The sequence below is a fragment of the Psychrosphaera ytuae genome, from assembly GCF_017638545.1.
Taxonomy (GTDB): domain Bacteria; phylum Pseudomonadota; class Gammaproteobacteria; order Enterobacterales; family Alteromonadaceae; genus Psychrosphaera; species Psychrosphaera ytuae.
Genome location: NZ_CP072110.1, coordinates 2,729,726 through 2,753,710, shown reverse-complemented (window position 1 = coordinate 2,753,710; position 23,985 = coordinate 2,729,726). Strand labels below are relative to the sequence as shown.

Genomic DNA, 23,985 nt, shown 5'->3' with positions numbered 1-23,985 from the left:
GACCAGATGCAGGTTATACAATCTGACCGTACAAAGTAAGTAATGCCACCACTACTAAAAATAGCACCATATTACGCTTTGCCAAACGTACCATTAACTCGGCATTGTGAATGCGATCTAAGTTCTGCTCTGGATTTTGTTCTGAATCGTCATTGGCTTTGGTTTGTCCTTCTGCTGCCATAGCGACTTCAGTGAGTACCTCTCTAGAAGGACGCTCTACCGCACCTGCCAGTCTGAGCCATGCATCCAAGCCGCTGCCAAAGTGACCGACAAACATGAACCCCAAGCTCACTAAACGCGCCGGAACAAAAAATGCCCACTCTAGCCAAGTTTTTAATTTTGACGTGTGGTCTTCCATTTTTTCTTCATCGGTGACAAACAGTAAAGTGGTATAAAAGATCACACCAGGCACGCCAAGCACAACATAATAAAAAATAGGCGCAGCATAAAACTTAAAGTTGGCCCACAGAAGAGTTTCACCTATTGTGTCGTTAACATCGTCAGGGCTGTTTTTGTTAGAAAGGTTTTGGTGCAATATTGCCATCGCTTCTTCGTCATTGCGCTCTTTAGCATTTAAGTATTGACGATACAGGTTGCGAATCGGGTAATGTCCAATACATACACCCAATACCAATAAACTGACGATAAAATCGAGTAGCCGACTGTCTAATACAAACAAAACGACACCGACCACTATTGCGGGGATTAATATAAAAAACAACAATGACAGACTATCATCGTCCTTTACTTTATTTGCGTACTTATTGGTGTACCAGCCCACATAACGATCAGCTTGCCAGCTATTAGAGTTTAAGCCGACACGCTCAACTAAGAGCACCAGTAGTAAAACAATCAGTGTCATTTCGAACTTTTTCCTTTTAAGTGTCTAAAACACAAACCTATTTGTATGACTATAAATCGCTCAAGTAACGTTGCCAATCAAAATATGGACCTGGATCGGTTTTTCGACCAGGGGCAATATCTGAATGGCCGACAATATGCTTTTTATTGATTTTAGGAAACAAATCCTGAATCTGCCGAGTAATTTCGGTCAGCTTTTGGTATTGAATATCGGTAAACGGCATATCATCCGTTCCTTGCATTTCAATACCTATGCTGAAGTCGTTGCACTTGTCTCGGCCTTCAAAACAACTCACTCCTGCATGCCATGCACGTTTATTAAGTGGCACAAACTGTACGACATGGCCATTTCGTTTTATGTATAAATGCGCAGAAACTCTTAACGTGGCGATATCTTGAAAATAAGGGTGCAATGAATGGTCGAGTTGACCAGTAAAAAAGTCTTCCACATAGCGATTATCAAAATCTGATTCGGACTGCGCCGGTGGCAAACTGATGTTGTGGATCACCAAAACATCGATGTCTGTGAGTGTACATTCTCGTTCATCACAATGTTCACTAGGACAACGTTCTACGCTATCTAACCAAATCTCATTCATTTAATCTGCAGACCTGTTGTTTTGTTATTTTTGTTTAGGTGCCGGAATTTGCTCGAAAGTCCGAAATAGTTTGGTTTGCTAAATCGATCAAGGCTTGTTTTTCATCAAGAATGTTCTGCCATTGATGATGTTGAATATCATCATTTTTATCGGCTAACTCAAGACACTGGCGCTCTAGTAAACTGGCTTTTTGAGTCAATTCCATAAAGCCATAACTACCTGCAGACCCTTTGATCTTGTGACACTCTGCACTCAAATCGGCAAGGTCCTTGGGTTCTGTCATAGACATTAACAAAGCAATTTGTTCAAGTAATTGGGCAATATAGCTTTCGGTCAACTGAATCATTTGATCTGACGAAATGATCTCTTGTTCTGAGTCTTCTCTACCGGAAAGTTCGTTAGTAAGGACTTTAACAAACTCTTTTTTGTCTATGGGTTTGGCTATCGTACCACTGCAACCTGCTTCAATGTGACGACCTACGTCTTCGGTCATGACATTTGCTGTAAGAGCGTATATTGGTGTGCTTACTCCAGCTTGGCGAATAAGTTTAGTTGCCTCTAACCCACCCATTATTGGCATCTGCATATCCATGAGGATCAGGTCAAAGTCCTCCATTAATGCTTTTTCTACTGCTTTTTGGCCGTTTTCAACCATCACATAGTCTAGGTTTAATGATCTTAGTAGTAAGCCAAACAAATGTTGGTTATCTTCGACATCCTCGGCCACCAGCACTCGACCACTGACTTGAGTATTGTCGTTAGTGTCATCTTGAGAAATCTCAGAAAGTATCTCTTGGAGTTCATCTTTGTTTTCAACTAAATCAAGAGTAAAGTCACGTTCATCGCCATTTGCCTTAAACCTAACTGTAAACTCACTACCCACGCCGGGCTCACTCTCAAGGCTGATATTTCCACCAAGTAATCCCGCCAAACTATTAGAGATAACGAGTCCTAACCCTGTGCCACCGAACTTTCTGGAAATACTAACGTCAGCTTGCACAAACGGCGCAAATATTCGCTTTTGTACTTCTTTGGTCATGCCTATACCCGTGTCTTTGACCTTAACAATTACTTGCCCTTGGTCTTGGTCTTGGTCAAAACCCACTGACACAGTTACACTTCCCTTCTCAGTAAACTTAATCGCATTACTTATCAAGTTAAACAAAATTTGTTTGAGCCGCGTTGCATCACTTCTTATGGTCTTTGGTATCGGATAATCAAAATTAAAAGTGAAGCCTAATTTTTTATCACTCGCCTGAGCGCTCAAAATGGACTCGACGTCTGACAATGCTTGGAACAAGTTGATTTCACTGATCTCTAAATCAAGTTTATTCGACTCGATTTTTGACAAGTCCAAAATATCATTGATAAGAGCTAATAAATGACGGCCACTTTTCAATACTCTATTGAGTAAGTCTCGCTGATCTGGAGAATGGATCTCAGTTGATAACACTTGCTCCGTAAAACCTAAAATCGCGGTCAATGGTGTGCGGATCTCATGACTAATATTAGCGACAAAGGCACTTTTTAATTCATTAGCTTGCTCGGATAACTCTTTTGCTGACTCCAATTCAGAGTTAGTTTGCTCAAGTCTTTGATTGGTTTTTTCTAGCTCTTCTGTCCGTTCTTTAACCTTGTATTCAAGTCGTAAACGACTCTCGCGTTCATTTTCTCGATAAACAATCAGCTGACGTACCATTACGTTAAAGGAAGCAAACAAATCGCCAATTTCATCGTTTGCTGCAGATTTTAGTTTGACGTCAAGGTTGCCCTGAGCAACTTGACGCTTTGCATTTGCTAAACGTTCGATTCTTCCAACAATAAATTTATTAAAGTTATAGTGGAGCAACACGGGCGATAAAATAATGGTCAGTAAAACAGTAATCGCCGCTCCCCAAATATAGGAGCTGTGAAAATCAAGCAGTTGGCTTGGTTGTGTACCGTAAAACAGCAAGTATTTCTCATCGATAATACGTGATGCAAAATTGAAGGTATTCGAATCATCATTAACAGACACGAATGTGTGCTTTACAGCGCTTGCCTTGAGCTTATTAAACAAAGGTCTAGGTAATTCGTTCCCCAGATTTCCGCGCGGTAGCGCCAACACAATATTTGCATCGACGTCAGCCAGTATCACTCTCTCCCGCTCACTGAGTAGCCCAGAACTCTCGTCTTTTAAGTTCAGCAGTGACGCCCAATCTGGCTGTTTTACCAATTGAATAAATCCTAAGGTACGTAGCTCTGAATGGTGTTTTCCAGTATTTAAAAACCACAAGGTTTGGTTGACTAGCGCCATCGAGCCATTTTGTTCATGGGGAATTAAAAACCAATCTCTGTATTGATTGAGTAGTGTCGTCGCGCTTGGCGGAGTATCATTATTCGGGTTGTTAAAAACGTGTACAAGGTTGCGATTATTATCGTAAAACTTTACGGCAAGCGTACTTGGATAGGATGCAAAAAAGCTTCTTACTTTTTCTTGAGCTGCCTCGACTAATACGTTTGTATCTCTGGTTTCGGCCCAAACTTGCGAGGCCTGTTGAAAATCGATGTTATTAACAAGTGACACCAATGCGCTTCGGCCAGTCTGCACAAAACTGTCTATTACATCTGTGCGATGATCGACTTCTTCTTGCAGTGCTGCTCGCTCTAATCGACTTTGAGCATTATAGGTGTAATTAAGAGAAAGTAAGCCGAGTACTAGGGTCGGTACCAAAATGAGGGGTAATGTAAATAAAACCGCTTTTTGTTGTAATCGCATCAGTGCTCAATATGTGCTCAGACAAAAATTGAGAGGGGCCGTAAGGCCCCGCTCTAAGTCTTTTATATAATTACGAATTATAGAGGGTTGTAATCCATTTTTCCTCTGTAATAAAGTTCCAATCCCATTTTTTCCATTTTGAGTCCAAGCCTTGTGCTATGGCTTGCTCTAAGGTCAGGCCCTGAGCCTTCATCTTTTCCACTTCAGCCTTAGTCGCCACCATCATAGCTAACAATTTAGCCAAGCTCTTTTTGTCTGTTAACGGTCCATGGCCTGGGATAATTTTTGCGTCATCTGAGATTTCTGTTAACAAGTACTCAATGTTATCCATATAACCTTGAACGGAGCCACCGCCATCAGTGTCTACATAAGGGAATAGACCATTGAAAAATAAATCCCCTAAGTGCCACACATTAGCTTTAGGAAAGAAAACCACAGAGTCGCCATCGGTATGTCCTGCAGGCAAATGTTTGACGTGTACGTCTTCGCCATTTAAATGCAACATGACACCGTCGTTGTACGTAATCACTGGTAAGCCACTCGAACCTTTACGAGCTAAACGCTCACGAACGTTCATGTGAGCGAGCATACTAGCCGACTTAGAGAAGTATGGATTTGAACCAGTATGGTCACCATGATAGTGGGTGTTCACTACATAAGAAACTTTAGGGTTTGATGACAGCTCTTTAATCGCCGCTTCAATTTTAGGCGCCAGAGGCTCAAACTGATCGTCGATCATTAAAGTGCCATCATCGCCCACCAACACTCCGATATTACCGCCAAATCCGGCGAGCATGTATACATTGCCACTTACTTTGCTGGCCTTAATTTCAACATCTTTGAATCGATCATTCGCGACCGAGTTGCTAAGTCCTAATGTCATTGCTAAGGCAATGGTTACTGCTGAAGTAATAAATCGTTTCATGTTGTTCCCTTGTTTTGTAGTTATATACAGTGAACACCACCGTGTCGTGTTTATCCGATAAAGGTCTTCACTAATGCTGAAACCGGAGCTGCAGAAGGCTTACCATGTTGCCAATCACCACCATCTACACCTGAACCGGCAATATCTATATGCACATAAGGCAGAGGTTGATCACTATCTAAGTCATGTTTATCTAACCCAGACACTATCGACAAAAACGCCATTGGAAATTGGTGACCACGTGCTGTGGTAGCTGAAGGTCCGTTATTAGAAGATAGAAGATCATCGGCTTTCGTTCTAGGGCGAACAAAGTCATAGTCTTCTCTACGTGACAATGACGTTTCACACGGATCGGCTACTAAATCACCTTGTTCTACCATTTTATTGCCTAAGTTATTCGCTCGAGCCACACCGTTTTCAACCAATGCAGTGTATGGACCAAATGCACGGGCCGCATGACCTGTTAAGGTAGCAACTGTAAATAATGATGGATTAATTTCATCAAGTGCTTCCTCTCTTAATCGAGACAGCAAATCAGCCATGACCAAACGACCTTCGGCGTCTGTGTTACCAATGCGTACTCTGACCCCTGAATGTCCTGTAATAATTTCATCGGCGACGAATGCTTCTGCACCAATACTATTTCGAACCGCAGCAATTTCAGCAACGACTTTGATACCCACTGGGGCGAGCTCAGAGACCGCTTTCATAAACCCAGCTACTGCGGCAGCACCGCCTTTGTCACGGCTCATACCGGCCATGTGACCACCTGTTTTTAGATCCGCACCACCAGTGTCATACACAATACCTTTACCAACGAGCATTAACGTCTGCTCAATGTTGCCGTTTGGTACATATTCAAGGCGGATAACACGAGGCTGATGACGCTCTACTTGAATTGAAGCTCGTGCCACAGCCCAAAGTAGTGGATACTCAGTCTCTAGTGTTTTCATGTCATCAACAACAGATACAGACACGTTTGTACCTTCAAATTGCTGTTGGCAGTATTCTGCAAATCGAGGAGCTGCCATACGCTCTGGTTCCGTACCACATAAATCACGCGCAACGTACTGACCGTTGGCAATCGCAGCCGCCTCTGCTGCGTCAAAGTTGTTACCCACAACGCCAACCATAGCTACTGGTTCAATTGAGTCACCCAGTGCTTCACGGGCTTCTAACGGCTCCCAAAAGGCTTGTCCAAATCCAAGGTAAGAAACTAGTGTTGCGTTTTGGAATTTGATGTCATCGTTATCTAAGACAACTAACAAGGGTTTGGTTGAACCCATCGCTAACAGAGTCGACGCTGCATTTTTAGCTGCGTCGTAGTAACGTCTTGAATCGTCAAAGTAACGGTTTAGCGGACCCGTCGGTGCTAATACGACTCGCTTTTGAGCGACAACGTCAGTAATAAAAGTTAACAGAGTATTGCCGACGCGATTGTCAGCGGCTTTGATTTCGTTAATTTTTTCGATCAGTTCTGTCGGTAATGTATGGTCGAATGATTCGCCGACAATGACAAGTGCATCCCAATTTGCATCATTCAGGGCGGTATTTAAATCTGAAACGGCCAATGGCATAGGGTGAGGCATGATATTCTCGCTTTTTTATTCGCTAATTTTTATGTTACTTGTCTGAATACAGAGTATTGAAGTTATTGATAATAATTCAAGTCAGACGAGTTGATTGTGAAAGATGATACGTGAATCTCAGAAAAAAGTTGACCCTGAATTACCACTTAGCGGTCCGATCACTTAGTTGCAGTGTCCCAATATCTCCTTTTTAAGATTTTAAAAAGACAGAGCCAATTGCGGTTTTGGATCGGCTTGCTCTTGAAGGCCAATATGGGCGCCAAGCAATCTAACAGGCTTTCCTTCACCCCGCTGAACCGCCTCTTCTAAAAGCTCAAAAAAAAGCGGTAACTCGATGTTGTCGTGTTTGAGCTCTTTGGTCGTCACCTGAAAATCCGCAAACTTCAGCTTTATACCTATTTTGCTGATGGTTCTTTGCTCTAAATGTTTGGCACTTCGCTTTTCTAATTCAGGTAAAAGCTTTTGCTTCAGTAACTCTTTTAGCTGACCTAAATCGGAAATATTAGTTTCAAAAGTTCGTTCTACGCCTACGGATTTTCTTATTCGGCTCACTTCAACTCTACGAGGATCGATACCGTGACATCGCTGCCACAAAACTCGACCATATTTGCCAAAGTGACGGACAAGCGTTGACTCGTCACTTCGTCTGACATCACCACCCGTGTGTAGGTTTAGTTTTTCTAGTTTGCCTTGTGTCACTTTGCCAACGCCGGGGATCTTTTTTAGTGGCATTGTTTCGATAAAGTCCCAGACTTGCTCGGGTGTGATAGTGCATTGACCGTTGGGCTTGTTTAAGTCTGACGCTATCTTGGCGATGTACTTGATAGGTGCGATACCAGCCGATGCAGTTAGGCCGGTTGCTTCAAAAATATCTTGACGAATTTGCTCGGCAATTAAGGTTGCAGAACCTTGAAACAATGGACAATCGGTAACATCCAAATACGCTTCATCTAACGATAGAGGTTCGATAAGGTCGGTGTACTTTTCAAAGACTTGCCGTATGGTTTGGCTGGTTTCTTTGTACACTTCCATTCGGCCAGGAACCACAATTAGATCTGGGCACTTTTTTATTGCCATTGCCGTAGGCATTGCAGAACTGACACCAAACTGACGTGCGATATAATTACAAGTAGACAACACGCCACGTCGCTCCGAACGTCCCCCTACAGCAACAGGCTTATTGGCTAATGCTGGATTGTCTCTTATCTCTACTGAGACAAAAAACGCATCCATATCAACATGTATGATCTTTCGATTAGCCATTAGCTTGCCACTCTCAATTACACAAAGCGCTGTTTTAAGCTTTGCATTCTCTTATTGGTTAATAGGCACTGTATATAAAAACAGTTTAAACCAATATAGTTTAAAGTGACAAGCGATTCGTTTTACAAACTTATTCCGTGGCCGACTTTTCAGATCCTGTCTCTTTGACCATCAACCAACACACCGCAGAAATCGCCATCGCAAACGCACAAACCACAAAGGTCATCGACTTGTCTTCTACTTTGGTTAAAAACAGGCTAATACCAAGACTGACAACTAATTGCGGTAGTACCACAGATAAGTTAAACAAGCCCATATACAAACCCATTTTGGTTTTTTCAACTCGTTCGGACATGATTGCAAAAGGTAGACTAACAACGGCTGCCCAGCCGATACCTGCAGTCGCCATAAAGACATACATATGAGTTGGACTGTCCGCCAACATAGCGATGAATGCATACGACGTTGCAGTAAACAGCAACGCGCCGGCATGGACTTTGATTCGACCAAACTTATTAGCTAGTGGGCCCAACACGAATGCCGGAAGTAGCGCTGCGACGCCGTTTAAAATGGCAAAGCTGTAAGAAATCGTCTGGCCGAGTTGCTCATTGCTTAGATACCCCATTTTGTCTTGCAAAAAGGCGTAGGTAAAAACGAACATTGTTTGGATACCAATCCAACTAAAAGAATGCGCCGCAAGGACCTTTTTGAAGCCTAAATGTTTAGCTTCCGAATTTGACAACGTCGACTCGCGCTTGAGTAGTGTCTCTAAAATAAAATATAAGGTGACGAGTAAAGCCGCTATTTCACCGTAGTAATGATCCACTTTGATATCCGCTAAGTGCAAAACACTTGCGTAAATAGAATAGATCAAAAAACCCCACAAGGGCTTAATATCCACTAACATCTCGACAAAATTAAACGAGTTAGAATTACCGCTGGTCGATGTATCTGCAGATTCTTGTTGTTCGCTCGGCAGAGTCTTAGGCTCTATGACAAACAACGTTGGCAGAATAGAAAACACCAAAACGAGCGCCGCACCAAAGTAGATAAGAACAAAGTTATTCCAGTAACCACCGATAACATACGCAAGTACACCAAAGGTACCCGATACAGTTTGCATCCAGGTGTAACCCTTAGTTCGAGCTTCGCCTTCTGGTGTTACATCGGCGATGATTGAGCGAGTTGGGTTAAAGCTAACATTAATGGACAGATCCAAAGACAAGGCAATTGCAATCGCTACTGCCATAATGCCTACACCACCCAAAGATTCAGAGATGATCCCTATATTAGGAAGTGCTAACAAAGACAGAGATGCGAGGACACCGCCAATAAGAATAAAGGGACGACGTCTGCCATTCCAAAACCACACTTTATCACTAATAAAGCCAACAATTACTTGGCCTAAAATACCAGCGATAGGACCCGCCGCCCAAACGATACCAATCTCGTGAATATCAAGGCCATATTGAGTGCTAAGCAACCAGCTTAACGCCGAAATCTGAACCGAAAGCGCAAACCCCATTGCCGTCGATGGCAAACTAAGTAGCATGTAAAACGGCTTACTTAGAGTCTGTTGAATTTTTAACATCTTGTTCTCAATTTATTATCGATATTATTTTTATTTGACGTTTGATTGTATCGGATAGAATTTAAAATGGCAGAGTAGAACTTAGGTATAAAAGCATTGACTACGTATTCATAAAACAAAAAAAGAACCCGAAGGTTCTTTTTTTAAGATTGATAAGCAAGGATTATAGAATTTGGTTTTTCTTCCAGTTCTCTTCTTTTGCAGCGCGTTGACTTTGCGCTTGCTTTTCAGCTTCTTCCTTTGCCATTCTCTCTTGACGCTTTTCACAAGGGTTATCACAGTCACAGGCTTTATCGATGCCCAGAGTACCAAGGCCACCGCAGCTTCCAGCTAATGATTTCTTTTGAAAAACATAACCCACTGACATTGCAACAAAGACAATCAATAACAAACCGAGTGTAAGAAAAAATATCTGCATAATTAGCCCTTATTTTCCGGGAACAAAGCCTCAAAACGAGACGACATTATACCTTTAAATCCTTTCTCCGTCTTTACGATTAAGTAAACCGGTAGGTTTTCTTGCTCTGCATATTCTATCGCTGCTACAGGACCTAAAACCGTCAACATTGTCGCAAGTGCATCCGCAGTCATCGAAGATGGGTGCAACACACTAACTGAAACTAGGTTGTGAGTGATCGGTTTGCCCGTCGTTGGGTCAATCGTATGCGAATACCTTACTCCATCAACTTCAAAGTAATTGCGATAATCACCTGAAGTAGCCAGCGCTAGATTTTTAGGCTCTATGACCATTTGCACTTCACGTGCCTCGGCAATAGGGCGCTCTATCGCAATTCGCCAAGCTGAACCATCCGGCTTTTGGCCAGAGACACGGATCTCACCACCAATTTCTACTAAATAGTCGGTAATACCCAACCCTTCAAGTAGATTAGCAACTTGATCGACACCGTACCCCTTAGCAATTGATGAAAAGTCCACGTACAGGTTATCGTGTTGTTTGGTGACAGAGTTACCCTCTATTGTTAGTAAATCCATACCAACGCGATCTCTTATTGCCATTAAAGCTTGTTCTGATGGTTGTGTCGTTACACGGCCATCAGGACCAAAGCCCCAAAGGTTAACAAGAGGACCCACAGTAACGTCAAAGGCACCTCCACTCGCTTCAAATAAACGCTGTGACTCATTAAGCACAATCATATTGTCAGCAGACAACAGCATTGGCTCACCAGCCTTCGCTTGATTTAAACGGCTTAACTCTGAGTCTTCAATATACGTCGACATCAAGCTATTAATTCGAATCAGCTCATCGTTAACCAACTCGAACAGATTGTTGTTTTGAAGTTGTTCTGGTTTTGGATACAGCTTTACGTTGAAAGTTGTCCCCATGGTTTTACCTTGAAGTAAAACAGGTTGAACTTCATTCGAATTTTCGCGGGGAAGAAAAAGCAAAATGGCCAGCCCGATAAGGGCCAGCCATGCTAATAAGACTTTATTACGAGTCATCTGATTATTAACCACCGAAGTCGTCAAGTAAGATGTTTTCGTCTTCAACGCCTAGGTCTTTCAACATGTTGATTACCGCAGCGTTCATCACTGGAGGACCACACATGTAGAACTCACAGTCTTCAGGTGCTTCGTGGTCACGTAAATAGTTTTCATACAATACGTTATGAATGAAACCTGTGTAGCCTTCCCAGTTGTCCTCTGGTTGAGGATCTGAAAGTGCAACGTGCCACTCGAAGTTTTCGTTCTCAGCTTGAAGCTCATCGAAATCTTCAACGTAGAACATTTCACGCTTAGAACGCGCACCGTACCAGAAGCTAATCTTACGATCTGACTTCAAGCGACGTAATTGGTCAAAGATGTGTGAACGCATTGGCGCCATACCTGCACCACCACCGATGAATACCATTTCTGCATCAGTGTCTTTCGCAAAGAATTCACCGAATGGACCAGAAATCGTAACTTTATCGCCAGCCTTAAGGCTCCAGATGTATGAAGACATCTTACCTGCAGGAAGTGATAAGTTGTTTGGCGGAGGCGACGCAATACGTACGTTAAGCATAATGACACCTTCCTCTTCAGGATAGTTCGCCATCGAGTATGCACGGATTGTCTCTTCATCAACTTTAGACTCGATGCTGAAGAAGTTGAAACGTTCCCAGTCCGGACGATATTCGTCTGGAACATCAAAGTCTGAGTATTTAACGTGATGCGGTGGAGCAACGATTTGGATATAACCACCGGCACGGAATGGAACGCTTTCACCATCAGGAATTTTAAGCGCTAATTCCTTGATGAAGGTCGCTTTGTTATCGTTAGAGATAACTTCACATTCCCATTGCTTAACACCAAAGATCTCTGGCTCAAGTTCGATTTCCATGTCTTGCTTAACAGCAACCTGACATGATAAACGACAACCTTCTTTAGCTTCACGCTTAGTAATATGACCTTCTTCAGTTGGAAGGATATCACCACCACCTGAATGAACGTGTACACGACACTGACCACATGTACCACCACCACCACACGCAGATGGGATGAAGATACCTTTGTCAGCTAAAACGTTAAGAAGCTTACCGCCAGCAGAGGCTGTAACAGACTTCTCTTCGTCTTCATTTATTAAGATTCGAACGTCACCCGTCGAAACTAGCTTAGATTTGGCAAATAAAATCACCATAACTAGCACTAGTACGATAGCGGTAAACATCGATACGCCGAGAATAATTTCCATCGACCTTTCCTTTAATTCTTATCTAAGGGCTTGGCTAAATACAAACTGTGATTTAGCCAAACCGACATTAACCTTACAGAGCGATACCACCGAAAGACAAGAAGCCAAACGCCATCAAGCCAGTAGTAATAAATGTAATACCTAGACCTTTAAGACCATCTGGTACGTCTGAGTATTTCATTTTCTCACGGATACCTGCTAGCAATACGATTGCTAACGCCCAACCTACACCTGAACCGATGCCGTAAACGATACTTTCAGAGAACGTTAAGTTCTTAGATACCATGAATGATACTGAACCGAAGATCGCACAGTTTACTGTGATCAGAGGTAGGAAAATACCAAGTGCGTTATATAGCGGCGGGAAGTACTTATCTAAAGTCATCTCTAGAATTTGTACCAATGCAGCGATTACACCGATAAATGTGATGAACGACAGGAAGCTCAAGTCAACAGACTCAGCTGGGTCGGTAATGCCTAAAACACCGTCTAACGCACCAGGCGCAAGGATGTTTGTGTAAATAAGTTGGTTAACTGGTACAGAGATACCCAATACCACAACAACCGCAACACCAAGACCAATCGCTGTACTTACTTTCTTAGATACGGCCAAGAAAGTACACATACCCAAGAAGAAAGTTAACGCGATGTTCTCAATGAAAATCGTTTTGATGAAAAGACTTAAATAATGTTCCATCGAATTAGTCCTTCTCTACTTGCTCAGGCTTCCACTGACGGATTGCCCAGATGATTAAACCAATGATAAAGAACGAGCTGAAAGGTAAAACCAACAAGCCATTAGCTTGGTACCAGCCACCGTTTTGAATCAGAGGAAGAATTTCGATACCGAAGAAAGTACCAAAACCAAGTAGCTCACGGAAAAATGCAACTAGCATTAAGATGAAACCGTAGCCTAAACCGTTACCGATACCATCTAAGAAGCTCACACCAGGCTTCTCTTTCATCGCAAACGCTTCTGCACGACCCATAACGATACAGTTGGTAATGATTAGACCGACGAATACCGATAGCTCTTTAGAAAGCTGGTATGAGAACGCTTTTAACACTTGGTCAACGACGATTACAAGTGATGCAATGATCGCCATCTGTACGATAATACGTACGCTTGATGGAATCATGTTACGGATTAATGAAATAAATAAGTTCGAGAATGCTGTAACAAAGATAACCGCCAATGTCATTACTAATGCATTAGCCATTGAGCTAGTTACCGCAAGCGCAGAACAAATACCAAGTACTTGTAGTGCGATTGGGTTGTTATCAACAATCGGAGCCGTTAAGACTTTTTTTGCATCGGCTGACATTAGTTAAGCCCTCCACGGTTTTTCTTGATGTAAGGGCCGTAACCCATTTCACCAAACCAGAAATCAATTGTGTTTGTAACACCGTTACTTGTCAGTGTTGCACCAGAAAGGCCGTCTACACCGTGCTCGTTACCTGGCTTAGCGCCACCTTTAACTAGCTCAAGTGCAACTTCACCTTGCTCGTTGTAGACTTCTTTACCAGACCACTGAGCTTGCCATTTCGGGTTCATGATTTCGCCGCCTAGTCCCGGAGTTTCTTTGTGATCAGAGTAAACTAGGTTAGAAACCGTGTTTAAGTCTGACTCAAGACCTACGAAACCGTACATTAAGTCCCAAAGACCAGCACCAACAATCGGGAATACCACAGATTGAATTTGGCCTTCGTCGTTTTTGACTAAGTACACAACCGCAGTGTTTGAACGACGGTTAATACCAGCAACATCGTTTTCTAACTTTACTGACTTTTCAACGTCACGTGCGTTACGACGCTCGTCAAACATTGCTGTGTCACCCTCAACGTATTCACCTGTATCTAGGTCAATCATACGAGGTTCGATGTACTTGTTGTAAGTACCAACGATGTCTTTTCCAGCTTGGTCTAATAGACCTGCTGTTTCTAAAATTTTAGTTTGCTGGTCTAGCAACTTGTTAGCAGTCTGCAGTGGTTTTAATTGAACCGCTGATACAGATACCAACGCCGCACAAGCTAGACACACAGCAAATACGAATCCAACCGTTTTGCCAAATGTTTCTTTGTTGTTAGACATTACGAGCAAGCCTCCGTTTCACGTTTGCTTGTGCAACAAAATAGTCGAACAATGGCGCAAACAAGTTAGCAAATAGAATTGCCAGCATCATACCTTCAGGGAATGCTGGGTTAACAACACGGATAAGTACAACCATCACACCAATCAATACGCCGTACCAGAACTTCGCACGATTAGTGAATGACGCTGATACAGGGTCTGTTGCCATGAAGAAGGCACCAATCGCCCAACCACCAAGAACAACGTGCCAGAACCAAGGCATCGCAAACATTGGGTTAGACTCACTGCCTACAAAGTTTAGTAGTGACGCTAAGAAAATAGTACCAGCGAATACACCCGCAACAATTCTCCATGACGCTATGCGTAGGTAAATGATGAACAAGCCACCGATTAGGATTGCTAGTGTAGAAACTTCACCAACAGAACCTTGAATAAAGCCGTAGAACGCTTGTGTCCACAACGCAATGTTGTTGTAGTCAATTGCACCAGAAGCTGCTTGGCTCAGCATAGTTGCACCAGAGTAGCTGTCTACTGCAGTCCAAACCGTGTCACCAGAAATTTCAGTCGGGTAAGCAAAGAACAAGAACGCACGACCAGATAACGCAGGGTTAAGGAAGTTACGACCTGTACCACCGAAGATTTCTTTTGCTACTACGATACCGAACGTAATACCTAGAGCGGCTTGCCACAAAGGAATCGTTGACGGAAGAATCAAAGCAAAAAGAATAGATGTAACGAAGAAACCTTCGTTAACTTCGTGCTTACGAACCGATGCGAATAGAACTTCCCAGAAACCACCTACTGCGAAAACAGTAGCGTAGATTGGTAAGAAGAAACACGCACCATAGAGCATTTTCATGCCCCAGCCCGAGTCAGCCGTTAATGTGCCACCAAGCGCTTGGAATAAACCAACTTGCCAGCTGTCACCTAAGGCAAAACCATCTGCTAATGCACCGGCCGCTTGATGACCGATGTTGAACATACCGAAGAACATTGCTGGAAATAGCGCTAACCAAACCATGATCATGATACGTTTTAGGTCAACACTGTCACGTACGTGAGTTTGACCTTTGTTAACTAAACCTGGCGTGTAGAAGATCGTCGCCGCAGCTTCGTATAGGGCATACCACTTTTCGTACTTGCCACCTGGTTCGAAGTTAGGTTCAATTTTTTCTAAATAGCTCTTAAGACCCATGATTAGCCCTCTTTCTCAATCTTGGTTAGGCAGTTACGAAGAATTGAGCCGTATTCGTATTTGCCTGGGCAAACAAACGAACAAAGTGCTAAGTCTTCCTCGCCTAATTCCAAACAACCTAATGTTTGAGCCGAGTCAGTATCACCAGAGATCAAATCTCTGAGTAATAGTGTAGGCAAAATATCTAATGGCATGATGCGCTCGTAGTTACCGATTGGAACCATTGAACGGTCAGAACCATAGGTTGTCGTTGTCATATTGAATAATTTCTTAGGTGATAAATGACCTAAGAATGCACGCGTGATCGAGAATTGGTTTGAACCTGGACGAATCCAGCCGAACAACTCTTTTTCACGACCTTCTGCTAACACAGTAACCTGCAGGCTATAACGGTGTAAGTAACCGTGAACGCCTTGTGCAACATTACCTGACAATACGGAACCAGATACGATACGGTTTTCACCGCTTTCTAATTCGCCTGAAGTAAGTTCAGCGGTTGACGCACCAAGAACTGTGCGAACCAAACGTGGGTTTTTAACCACTGGGCCAGCCAACGAAATTACACGCTCAGATGAAATTTCACCCGTTAGGAACAACTTACCGTAAGCAATAACTTCTTGGTAATTGATGTGCCAAACTGTTTTGTTGATTGATACAGGGTCAATAAAATGAATATGAGTACCAACAAGGCCCGCAGGGTGCTTGCCACCAAACTCGTGAAGTTCGGTGTTTGGAGCATCCGCAGTCACGGCAGAACCTGCTGCTTTAACAACGTTAACCTTATCAGCTAAACGCGCTAATACTGCAAGACCTGCAGCAAACGCTTCTTTTTGTTCAGCGATAATTAACTCTGGATTCGCCGCTAGTGGGTTAGTATCCATCGCGTTAACGAAAATTGATGAAGGAGTGCTGTCAATTGCTGGGATTTTGTCGAACGGACGAGTGCGTAAAGCAACCCACTGACCTGATTCAACAAGCGTCTCAACAACTTTTTCACGGTCAAGACCGTTTAATTGATCAGCTGTGTAGCTTTCAAATGTAACTTGCTCATCGCCCGCTACTTCGATTACTACTGATTGAAGAACACGCTTTTCACCACGGTTCACTTCTTTGATAACACCGGCTGCAGGTGCAGTGAATTTAACGCCTGGATTCTTTTTGTCTTCAAAAAGAACCTGACCTTTTTTCACACTGTCACCAACCTTGATACGCATCGTAGGACGCATACCATGGTACTCTTCGCCAAGCGTAGCAACAGTTTTCACTGTCGGACCATCGTGGATGGCTTGTTGTGGAACACCTTCAATAGGCAGATCCAAACCTTTTTTTATGTTGATCATACGCATATGCACTGTTTAAGTTGGAAGAAATGGAATTCTTTCAAATACCCGATTAAATCGCATATTTATAAAATTTATTCGGTAACCAAATGTTAAAAATTGGTTACTTTTGGTACAGCCAGCAATTGTAGCATTAAAACCGCCATTTTGACCATTCCAAATTAGACATATTTACCTTACAACGCCCTCATTCTTTTAAGAAAAATACAGCAAGTGTAAAGATAGATTGATGTTGTCGTAAAAATAAAAAAGCCGATTACTTTTTCAAGCAATCGACTTGTCTAATTAATGTACAGGATTGTTATGTAAGGATTAAATCAATCCCGGTAAATCCTGTTCTGGATTAACTTCTGCTTCGTAATCGACGTTGTCATAATCAAAGCCAAACAAGTGTAAAAACTCTTGATGATAGCCTTTGTAATCAGTCAGTTCGTCAATCGTGTCAGTGTCAACACTGTCCCAAATAGCTTGGACACGCGCTTGAACATCATCTTCAAGTTCTTTGTAGTTTTGGAACAAGTGGCCGCCCTCGTCAAAACGAGGACTGTCCGACATTAAGTTTTCTTTGTATAAGCCAGTGATCTGCTGAATCACACCTTCATACGTCCCGTCCTGCTTCATCACTTTAAATAGAGCAGAAATATAAAGAGGCATAATCGGAATCGCAGAGCTTGCTTGTGTTACCACAGCGTTTAATGATGAAACGTAGGCTTTGCCATTTAACGCCGACGTCGCTTCGTTGATCTGTGCGGCAGCGCGGTCTAAGTCTTCTTTTGCTTTACCGATAGTCGCATGACCGTAAATTGGCCAAGTTAGCTTTTTACCAATGTACGTATATGCAGTCGTCTTAAATCCATCCGCTAATACACCCGCGTCGCTCAATGCCGAAATCCACATCTCCCAGTCTTCGCCGCCCATTACTTTGATCGTGTTGTCGATCTCTTCTTGGTTAGCCGCTTCAACGGTTACTTCGTCAATGATTCGCTTACTGGTATTTAAATTCTTTGTGGTTACCGAGTTACCAATTGGCTTCAAAGTCGAAGAGTAGGTTTCACCTGTTTTTGGATCAGTTCGACGAGGTGACGCCAAACTGTAAATTACTAGGTCAACTTGGCCTAACTCTTCTTTGATAGTTTCAATGGTTTTTTGTTTTATTTCGTCAGAAAACGCATCGCCGTTGATATTCTTAGCCCATAAGCCTTCTTTTTTTGCGGCATTTTGGAATGCCACTGTATTGTACCAACCTGCAGAGCCGGTTTTCTTCTCTGTGCCTGGCTTCTCAAAAAACACACCTAAGGTTTTAGCTTGATATCCAAAAGCTGAAACAATACGTGACGCAAGACCATAACCTGTTGAAGAACCAATAATCAGTACATTTTTAGGCTTATTGCCTTCAAAAGACTGTGACTTAACATAATCGATTTGACGCTGAACACTCTCGGCACAACCAACAGGGTGCGCGTTGGTGCAAATAAAACCTCTGATCTTTGGCTTGATAACCATACTTTTGTCCTTTCCCTCAAATAAAGATGGCTGACGATTTCATCATCAGCCACCACATTGTGTTCTTACTAACCTATATTTGGCGACAGTTTAACGGCAATCTTTGTTTTAACAGATCTGACGTCCCTATCTAGCCACAAAAAACTTTTTATTCAGTTTTAAAGGTCGCGGTTTTTGTAGTATTCCTGTTCTGATAAACGATGGTAATTACTGACTTTCGATTGAAACTCTTGATACGAAGCCATAACACGGTCAACTACTGGGTCAGCCGCTCGTTGTTCTTTGATGACTTCCTCGGTTGCAGCTTTTAATGCAACCATAACGTCTTTCGGGAAGGTTTTTAGTTCAACACCGTGCTTTTGTTGTAGCGTGTCTAGTGCATCATTGTTTCTAACCGTGTATTCGTCCAACATATCTTGGTTAACGGCTCTAGTTGCAACTTCAACGATCGCTTGTAAGTCTTTTGGTAACGCGTTGAAGGCTTTTTCGTTAACGGTGAATTCCAACATTGCACCAGGCTCGTGCCAACCAGATACATAATAGTGGTCGGTTACTTTATAAAAGCCAAACGCCAAGTCATTATATGGACCAACCCACTCAGTCGCATCAATTGCGCCAGATTGCAGCGACGTAAATAACTCACCACCAGAGAGGGCTACCGGGATGCCGCCTACTTTTTGAAGTACTTCGCCGCCCATGCCGGGAATACGCATTTTAAGACCTTTTAAGTCTGCTACCGAGTTGATTTCACGCTTAAACCAACCCGCGGATTGCACACCCGTATTACCACCAGCAAATGGGATAACACCAAAAGGTTTGTACAGTTCACGCCATAACTCTAGGCCACCACCATAATGAATCCAGCCATTAGTTTCTTGAGCGTTTAACCCAAAAGGAACCGCAGTAAAAATGGGTGCAGCCGGCATTTTACCTTTCCAGTAATATGAAGCAGCATGACCCATTTCTGCGGTGCCTTGTGAAACTGCATCAAAGACCTGAAACGCAGGAACGATTTCACCCGCGCCGTAGACTTTGACTTTTAAGCGGCCGTTACTCATTTCATCAACAAGCTTGGCAAAATTTTCAGGTCCTGTCCCTAATCCTGGAAAGTTTTTAGGCCAACTCGTCACTAACTTCCAATTGTATGTTTGAGCAGGTTCTGCGCTTGCACTAACACTGGGTTCCTTGCCACCACAGGCGCTCAATAACATAACACCGGTCAAAGCCGATGCCGCAAATAGGGTCGATAATAATCGTCTCATGACAAATTCCTTCTAATCGCTTAGCTATAAATTAATTTGGGTAATGACGTTGCCAATTCTGGCCAGATCATCAACACAACTAACATAATGATTTGCATTATAATAAAGGGCAAGACTCCCTTATAAATCTTGCTCGTAGGGATTGAATCTGGTGTAACACCTCGCAAATAAAACAGCGCAAAACCAAAAGGCGGCGTCAAAAACGAAGTCTGTAGATTTATTGCTATCATGATACCTAACCAAATCGGGTCTATACCCAACATAAATAAAACAGGTGCAACAATGGGCACCACAACAAAGGTAATTTCGATAAAATCTAGGATAAAACCAAGTAAAAAAATCACCGCCATTACAATTAACAGCGCTCCTAGCTCACCACCAGGCATATTGATAAACAACTCCTGAACGAGTTCTTCACCACCAAAGCCTCTGAATACCAGTGAAAATATGGATGCCCCTATCAAAATCATAAAGACCATAGAAGTGACCGATAAGGTCGAGGTCATAACGGCGTGTAAGGTTTCTTTATTTAACTGTCTTTTGGCTAAAGCGATTATTCCGGCACCAAATGCGCCAATACCCGCAGCTTCTGTTGGTGTTGCAATACCCAGTAGAATTGAACCCAGCACCAAAACAATCAACAACAAAGGTGGTACTAAGCTTTTTAACAGCTCCATTAAATGCAATGGCTCACTGTTATTAGCTTTCGGCGTCCATTCAGGTTTAAAAACACCGATAGCCAAGGAGTAAAGTAAGTACATACCAACAAGAATTAATCCAGGTACGATGGCACCCGCAAACAAGTCTCCAACTGAAATAGTTTCAGGTGAGAAGATCCCTTGTGCCAGTTGTGATTGTTGATAAGCACTAGACAGTACATCCCCTAGTAACACCAAGGCAATTGAAGGTGGAATGATTTGGCCAAGTGTTCCTGTTGCGGCAATAACTCCTGTCGAGTAACTCGGCTCATAGCCTTGTTTTTGCATAGTGGGTAAGGCTAACAGTCCCATAGTAACCACTGTTGCACCTACAATACCCGTACTGGCCGCCATTAATGCCCCTACGATGGTCACCGCAATACCCAAACCGGCAGGTAAACGACCAAACACTTGGGTCATACTTTGTAAAAGGTCTTCGGCGACTTTAGACTTTTCTAACATAACGCCCATAAAGACAAACAAAGGTACAGCCAACAGGGTTTGATTAGTAATAATCCCATAAATTCGACTTGGTAGAGCGTTGAGCAATGAACTATCAAACACGCCAAATACGTGCCCTACTCCCGCAAAAATTAGCGCGGTACCCGCCAAACTAAATGCAACTGGATAGCCAAGCAACAGAACCAAACAAATGACCACAAACATCAAAATTGCTAACCACTCCATGTTTAGCTCTCCTCTTTTGTAGGTTGTTGCTTTGTATTTGTGGCAGAGTTGCCTTGCACGTGCTGATGTAACGTGCTCAAACATTCACTTAAAGCCTGCAGAATAAGCAAAACAGGCATGGCAATAATTAGCGACTTAATGACATATACCAGAGGTATTCCGCCACTTTCTTGTGAGCCTTCAAAAATGCTCCAAGACTGGCTTACGTAATTCCAGCTGATATAAATGAGGAAAACACAAGTAGGAATGAGAAAAACGAGGTGGCCAATAAAGTTAACCCAGCGTTGACGTTCGACCGAAAAGCCACGATAAAAAATATCCACTCTTACATGACCATCGTGTTTAAGAACAAAGGCCATACCCAACATCAAACTGACAGCATGGAGATAAATAGTACTTTCTTGCAGGGCTATCCAGCCAAGATTAAACCCGTATCGCAGTACAACGACCAAAGTCATCACAATGACCGTCAATAATGTTAACCAACGAATGAGCTTCCCTGTGTATTCTGACAATGACTCTAAATACTTCACGCAGCCACCTTTTTTTATATTTTTATTCGGTTGGCCATCATTTCATCAAAGTGGCCTTTTTTTGCGCCCCTATAGTTACTGAATATCAAAAATTTAACAAGAACTTAGCCCCGGTCAAATTTACTGCCGCCCAAACATTTTGGTGAGAGTGGCACATTATCGGTCTCTTTCCACTCATCCGATGTGTAGGTGTGGATCGCAAGTGCGTGAATGTCATTGGCTAATTCTTGAGCTAAACATTGATTTACCGCCCTGTGGCGTTGTAGCAATCGCTTACCATCAAACTGATCACTGACAATAATCACTTTAAAATGCGACTCACTCCCCTGAGGGACATTATGTTGATAGCTTTCGTTAACCACATCTAAAACGTCAGGTGAAAACGTCTCTAATAACTTATCTTTTATTCTTTGTTCGATGATCATGACTTCTTGTTCCATATGATTAACACGTTGGTAAAACATGTCGAAAAGTTAAACTTATTCTGGCTTGAGCCTCGCGCAATCTCGCTGGGATCTGATGTTGAAAATGGCGTTGCATTCCCGCTTTCATTATTAATAAACTACCTGAGCCAAGTGCGACATTAACCGCTTTGGGATACTGTTTGCTTTTAAACTGTATATCTCGACGACCTCCAAGTGATACCGCTGCCACGGTTGGATTAGCGCCAAGTTCGGGCTCGTTGTCCGCGTGCCAGCCCATTTTATCCCCACCGCATCGGTAGTAATTGATTAGTACTGAGTTAAATCTTTTCCCACTGGCCTGTTCTACTCTCTGTTTAATCTTCAGTACATCTGGATGCCAAGGCTCAGGCTCCAACACTTTACCACTGTATTGATAAACCACCCCCGGATCAGATTGCCACGCTTGTAACCGAGGGATTTTATGACTTTGACCAAACACTATGACTTCAGGTTGTTGCCATGGCAGCTCATCAATCAAACGTTCCATTAGCGAGTGAGCGTCAGGCTGTGTTAAAAACGAGTTATCTAAAACTAACCAAGGAGTCAGGTGACTTGCTATGGCAACTGAGCCTGAGTCAGCTTCTTTATTTTCATTCAAAAACGACAATTGCACCTTAGCCACCCTCAACTTTCATTTACAACGGACTATTGCAGTGGGACAATATTCTACACTTAAACGACATTAAACCAACTTGGATCAAGGCCGAATGAATACAGAGTGGCAACTTGCAGGGCAAACGCTCCAATTGTTTCGATTTCCACCGAACCAACACGACAAATCACTGCAAGCTTGGGACAGTGCCGATGAATATGCAATCGAGTATATCTCTGAAAATTATGCCGACGACAGCACAAATCGCCCAGTTGACGTTATCATTTGCAACGATGCGTTTGGAGCTTTAACAATTGGACTTCACGGATTGTCGCCGATCTGCGTTACCGACTCTTTTATTGCTCATCAGGCCATTGACCATAACTGTACTCAAAACAATTTAACTGCGCCTCTGATCTTAAATAGCTTAGCTGTGCTACCCAAAAGCCAACTCGTCGTCATAAAGCTTTCTAAAAACCTGGATTATTTAAAATGGCAGCTGAGCCAAGTCCAAGCGATGGCGAGTGCACACCAAATTGAAGTCAATATAGTAGCAACAGGTAAAACGACATTAGTGACTTCCAGTGTTATGAAGACGTTTGAAAGTTGTTGCCAAAATGTAAGCTCTAGTTTGGCCAAGAAGAAAAGCCGATTGATTTTTGCAACTGTGTTACCAGAGCACATATCGAGTTCCACTTTAAATAAAGATGAAACTCAGTTGCCACCATACCAAGCTAAGTGCCCTGAACTCTCATTAACCTTGTCAGCGCATGCAAATGTATTTTGCAAAGACCAAATAGACATAGGCGGACGTTTTTTGGTCGAGCACATGCCAGAGTTGCCGAGCTCAACTGAGAGTATCAATATTATCGACTTAGGTTGTGGCAACGGGTTGTTAGGCGTGAGCTTTTTACGCCAAAACCAGAAGCAAATACTGAAGAGTTTAGAATCACAACAGGTCAATGTGACTTTTTGTGACGAATCCTTTATGGCGATCAAATCAGCCCAATACAACGTAAAGGCGAACACACCAGAGTTGATAGATATTTGTCAGTTTGTTCAAGACGACTGCTTAACTCAACAAAAGCCAGAAAGCGCAGACTTAATCTTGTGTAATCCACCGTTTCATCAACAGCAAGCGGTAACAACTCACATTGCTGAACAAATGATCCAACACGCCAAAGAAACGTTAAAACCCGGTGCTGAACTCTATTTAGTGGCAAATCGTCATTTACCTTATCAAGGAATGTTGAAGAAGCAGTTTGGAGGATTTAGAGTAATAGCCAACAACAATAAATTTACTCTTTATCACTGCATTAAGCGCAAAACCTAATTTTAAAT

The 23,985-nt window shown here is 42.7% G+C and carries 22 protein-coding genes; 1 reads left to right on the top strand and 21 read right to left on the bottom strand.

Translation table 11 applies throughout. The features are described 5' to 3' along the window. Positions 1-13: 13 nt before the first annotated feature. From ampE to J1N51_RS12180, 21 genes are all read right to left on the bottom strand, one after another. Positions 14-862 carry a regulatory signaling modulator protein AmpE gene (gene ampE, locus J1N51_RS12280; protein WP_208831550.1) on the bottom strand — a complete coding sequence of 283 codons (849 nt, stop codon included), beginning with the start codon at positions 860-862 and terminating at the stop codon, positions 14-16. Between the two features lie 49 nt (positions 863-911). Beyond that, positions 912-1,460: a 1,6-anhydro-N-acetylmuramyl-L-alanine amidase AmpD gene (ampD, locus tag J1N51_RS12275; protein WP_208831549.1), complete on the bottom strand. Its 549-nt coding sequence runs from the start codon at positions 1,458-1,460 to the stop codon at positions 912-914. Between the two features lie 34 nt (positions 1,461-1,494). Further along, entirely contained in the window at positions 1,495-4,218 is a 2,724-nt protein-coding gene (locus J1N51_RS12270) for an ATP-binding protein (protein WP_208831548.1), read from the bottom strand. Positions 4,219-4,288: 70 nt separating this feature from the next. Beyond that, positions 4,289-5,143, bottom strand: coding sequence for an MBL fold metallo-hydrolase (locus J1N51_RS12265; RefSeq protein ID WP_208831547.1), 855 nt, complete (start codon positions 5,141-5,143; stop codon positions 4,289-4,291). A gap of 50 nt (positions 5,144-5,193) precedes the next feature. Then, positions 5,194-6,732, bottom strand: coding sequence for a M17 family metallopeptidase (locus J1N51_RS12260; protein WP_208831546.1), 1,539 nt, complete (start codon positions 6,730-6,732; stop codon positions 5,194-5,196). Positions 6,733-6,930: 198 nt separating this feature from the next. Further along, the gene (dinB, locus tag J1N51_RS12255; protein WP_208831545.1) at positions 6,931-7,995 is read right to left on the bottom strand and encodes a DNA polymerase IV; all 1,065 of its coding nucleotides are present in this window, start codon (positions 7,993-7,995) and stop codon (positions 6,931-6,933) included. A 130-nt stretch (positions 7,996-8,125) separates the two neighbouring features. Continuing rightward, the gene (locus J1N51_RS12250) at positions 8,126-9,586 is read right to left on the bottom strand and encodes an MFS transporter (RefSeq protein ID WP_208831544.1); all 1,461 of its coding nucleotides are present in this window, start codon (positions 9,584-9,586) and stop codon (positions 8,126-8,128) included. Positions 9,587-9,749: 163 nt separating this feature from the next. After that, the gene (gene nqrM / locus J1N51_RS12245) at positions 9,750-10,004 is read right to left on the bottom strand and encodes a (Na+)-NQR maturation NqrM (protein ID WP_208831543.1); all 255 of its coding nucleotides are present in this window, start codon (positions 10,002-10,004) and stop codon (positions 9,750-9,752) included. A gap of 2 nt (positions 10,005-10,006) precedes the next feature. Then, a complete protein-coding gene (locus tag J1N51_RS12240) occupies positions 10,007-11,047 on the bottom strand; it encodes an FAD:protein FMN transferase (protein ID WP_208831542.1) in 1,041 nt (346 codons plus the stop codon). Positions 11,048-11,054: 7 nt separating this feature from the next. Further along, on the bottom strand, positions 11,055-12,278 hold the full coding sequence (nqrF, locus tag J1N51_RS12235) for an NADH:ubiquinone reductase (Na(+)-transporting) subunit F (RefSeq protein WP_208831541.1): 1,224 nt from the start codon (positions 12,276-12,278) through the stop codon (positions 11,055-11,057). A gap of 73 nt (positions 12,279-12,351) precedes the next feature. Further along, positions 12,352-12,975 (bottom strand): NADH:ubiquinone reductase (Na(+)-transporting) subunit E, encoded by a 624-nt coding sequence (nqrE, locus tag J1N51_RS12230; RefSeq protein WP_208831540.1) that lies wholly within the window; start codon positions 12,973-12,975, stop codon positions 12,352-12,354. A 4-nt stretch (positions 12,976-12,979) separates the two neighbouring features. Continuing rightward, positions 12,980-13,603: an NADH:ubiquinone reductase (Na(+)-transporting) subunit D gene (locus tag J1N51_RS12225; RefSeq protein ID WP_208831539.1), complete on the bottom strand. Its 624-nt coding sequence runs from the start codon at positions 13,601-13,603 to the stop codon at positions 12,980-12,982. After that, positions 13,603-14,370, bottom strand: coding sequence for a Na(+)-translocating NADH-quinone reductase subunit C (locus J1N51_RS12220; protein WP_208831538.1), 768 nt, complete (start codon positions 14,368-14,370; stop codon positions 13,603-13,605). Before J1N51_RS12220 ends, J1N51_RS12225 begins: the two co-directional genes overlap by 1 nt. After that, positions 14,363-15,565 (bottom strand): NADH:ubiquinone reductase (Na(+)-transporting) subunit B, encoded by a 1,203-nt coding sequence (locus J1N51_RS12215; RefSeq protein ID WP_208831537.1) that lies wholly within the window; start codon positions 15,563-15,565, stop codon positions 14,363-14,365. Before J1N51_RS12215 ends, J1N51_RS12220 begins: the two co-directional genes overlap by 8 nt. Positions 15,566-15,567: 2 nt before the next feature. Further along, positions 15,568-16,905 carry a Na(+)-translocating NADH-quinone reductase subunit A gene (locus J1N51_RS12210; protein ID WP_208831536.1) on the bottom strand — a complete coding sequence of 446 codons (1,338 nt, stop codon included), beginning with the start codon at positions 16,903-16,905 and terminating at the stop codon, positions 15,568-15,570. 312 nt (positions 16,906-17,217) lie between these two features. Next, positions 17,218-18,408 carry an enoyl-ACP reductase FabV gene (gene fabV, locus J1N51_RS12205; RefSeq protein WP_208831535.1) on the bottom strand — a complete coding sequence of 397 codons (1,191 nt, stop codon included), beginning with the start codon at positions 18,406-18,408 and terminating at the stop codon, positions 17,218-17,220. Positions 18,409-18,566: 158 nt separating this feature from the next. Further along, positions 18,567-19,670, bottom strand: coding sequence for a TRAP transporter substrate-binding protein (locus J1N51_RS12200; protein ID WP_208831534.1), 1,104 nt, complete (start codon positions 19,668-19,670; stop codon positions 18,567-18,569). Between the two features lie 20 nt (positions 19,671-19,690). Then, positions 19,691-21,055: a TRAP transporter large permease gene (locus J1N51_RS12195; protein WP_208831533.1), complete on the bottom strand. Its 1,365-nt coding sequence runs from the start codon at positions 21,053-21,055 to the stop codon at positions 19,691-19,693. A gap of 2 nt (positions 21,056-21,057) precedes the next feature. Next, positions 21,058-21,588 (bottom strand): TRAP transporter small permease subunit, encoded by a 531-nt coding sequence (locus J1N51_RS12190; protein ID WP_232842804.1) that lies wholly within the window; start codon positions 21,586-21,588, stop codon positions 21,058-21,060. 104 nt (positions 21,589-21,692) lie between these two features. After that, positions 21,693-22,013 carry a transcriptional regulator BolA gene (bolA, locus tag J1N51_RS12185; protein ID WP_208833425.1) on the bottom strand — a complete coding sequence of 107 codons (321 nt, stop codon included), beginning with the start codon at positions 22,011-22,013 and terminating at the stop codon, positions 21,693-21,695. Between the two features lie 19 nt (positions 22,014-22,032). Then, positions 22,033-22,665 (bottom strand): alpha-ketoglutarate-dependent dioxygenase AlkB family protein, encoded by a 633-nt coding sequence (locus J1N51_RS12180; RefSeq protein WP_208831532.1) that lies wholly within the window; start codon positions 22,663-22,665, stop codon positions 22,033-22,035. Between the two features lie 94 nt (positions 22,666-22,759). On the opposite strand from J1N51_RS12180, the gene J1N51_RS12175 reads away from it, so the two are divergent. Continuing rightward, entirely contained in the window at positions 22,760-23,977 is a 1,218-nt protein-coding gene (locus tag J1N51_RS12175) for a methyltransferase (protein WP_208831531.1), read from the top strand. Positions 23,978-23,985 lie beyond the last annotated feature (8 nt).

Bases quoted from the DNA above. Each gene is read 5' to 3' on its own strand.
- ampE (WP_208831550.1), bottom strand. From the start codon at position 862: ATGACACTGATTGTTTTACTACTGGTGCTCTTAGTTGAGCGTGTCGGC.
- ampD (WP_208831549.1), bottom strand. From the start codon at position 1,460: ATGAATGAGATTTGGTTAGATAGCGTAGAACGTTGTCCTAGTGAACAT.
- J1N51_RS12270 (WP_208831548.1), bottom strand. From the start codon at position 4,218: ATGCGATTACAACAAAAAGCGGTTTTATTTACATTACCCCTCATTTTG.
- J1N51_RS12265 (WP_208831547.1), bottom strand. From the start codon at position 5,143: ATGAAACGATTTATTACTTCAGCAGTAACCATTGCCTTAGCAATGACA.
- J1N51_RS12260 (WP_208831546.1), bottom strand. From the start codon at position 6,732: ATGCCTCACCCTATGCCATTGGCCGTTTCAGATTTAAATACCGCCCTG.
- dinB (WP_208831545.1), bottom strand. From the start codon at position 7,995: ATGGCTAATCGAAAGATCATACATGTTGATATGGATGCGTTTTTTGTC.
- J1N51_RS12250 (WP_208831544.1), bottom strand. From the start codon at position 9,586: ATGTTAAAAATTCAACAGACTCTAAGTAAGCCGTTTTACATGCTACTT.
- nqrM (WP_208831543.1), bottom strand. From the start codon at position 10,004: ATGCAGATATTTTTTCTTACACTCGGTTTGTTATTGATTGTCTTTGTT.
- J1N51_RS12240 (WP_208831542.1), bottom strand. From the start codon at position 11,047: ATGACTCGTAATAAAGTCTTATTAGCATGGCTGGCCCTTATCGGGCTG.
- nqrF (WP_208831541.1), bottom strand. From the start codon at position 12,278: ATGGAAATTATTCTCGGCGTATCGATGTTTACCGCTATCGTACTAGTG.
- nqrE (WP_208831540.1), bottom strand. From the start codon at position 12,975: ATGGAACATTATTTAAGTCTTTTCATCAAAACGATTTTCATTGAGAAC.
- J1N51_RS12225 (WP_208831539.1), bottom strand. From the start codon at position 13,603: ATGTCAGCCGATGCAAAAAAAGTCTTAACGGCTCCGATTGTTGATAAC.
- J1N51_RS12220 (WP_208831538.1), bottom strand. From the start codon at position 14,370: ATGTCTAACAACAAAGAAACATTTGGCAAAACGGTTGGATTCGTATTT.
- J1N51_RS12215 (WP_208831537.1), bottom strand. From the start codon at position 15,565: ATGGGTCTTAAGAGCTATTTAGAAAAAATTGAACCTAACTTCGAACCA.
- J1N51_RS12210 (WP_208831536.1), bottom strand. From the start codon at position 16,905: ATGATCAACATAAAAAAAGGTTTGGATCTGCCTATTGAAGGTGTTCCA.
- fabV (WP_208831535.1), bottom strand. From the start codon at position 18,408: ATGGTTATCAAGCCAAAGATCAGAGGTTTTATTTGCACCAACGCGCAC.
- J1N51_RS12200 (WP_208831534.1), bottom strand. From the start codon at position 19,670: ATGAGACGATTATTATCGACCCTATTTGCGGCATCGGCTTTGACCGGT.
- J1N51_RS12195 (WP_208831533.1), bottom strand. From the start codon at position 21,055: ATGGAGTGGTTAGCAATTTTGATGTTTGTGGTCATTTGTTTGGTTCTG.
- bolA (WP_208833425.1), bottom strand. From the start codon at position 22,013: ATGATCATCGAACAAAGAATAAAAGATAAGTTATTAGAGACGTTTTCA.
- J1N51_RS12175 (WP_208831531.1), top strand. From the start codon at position 22,760: ATGAATACAGAGTGGCAACTTGCAGGGCAAACGCTCCAATTGTTTCGA.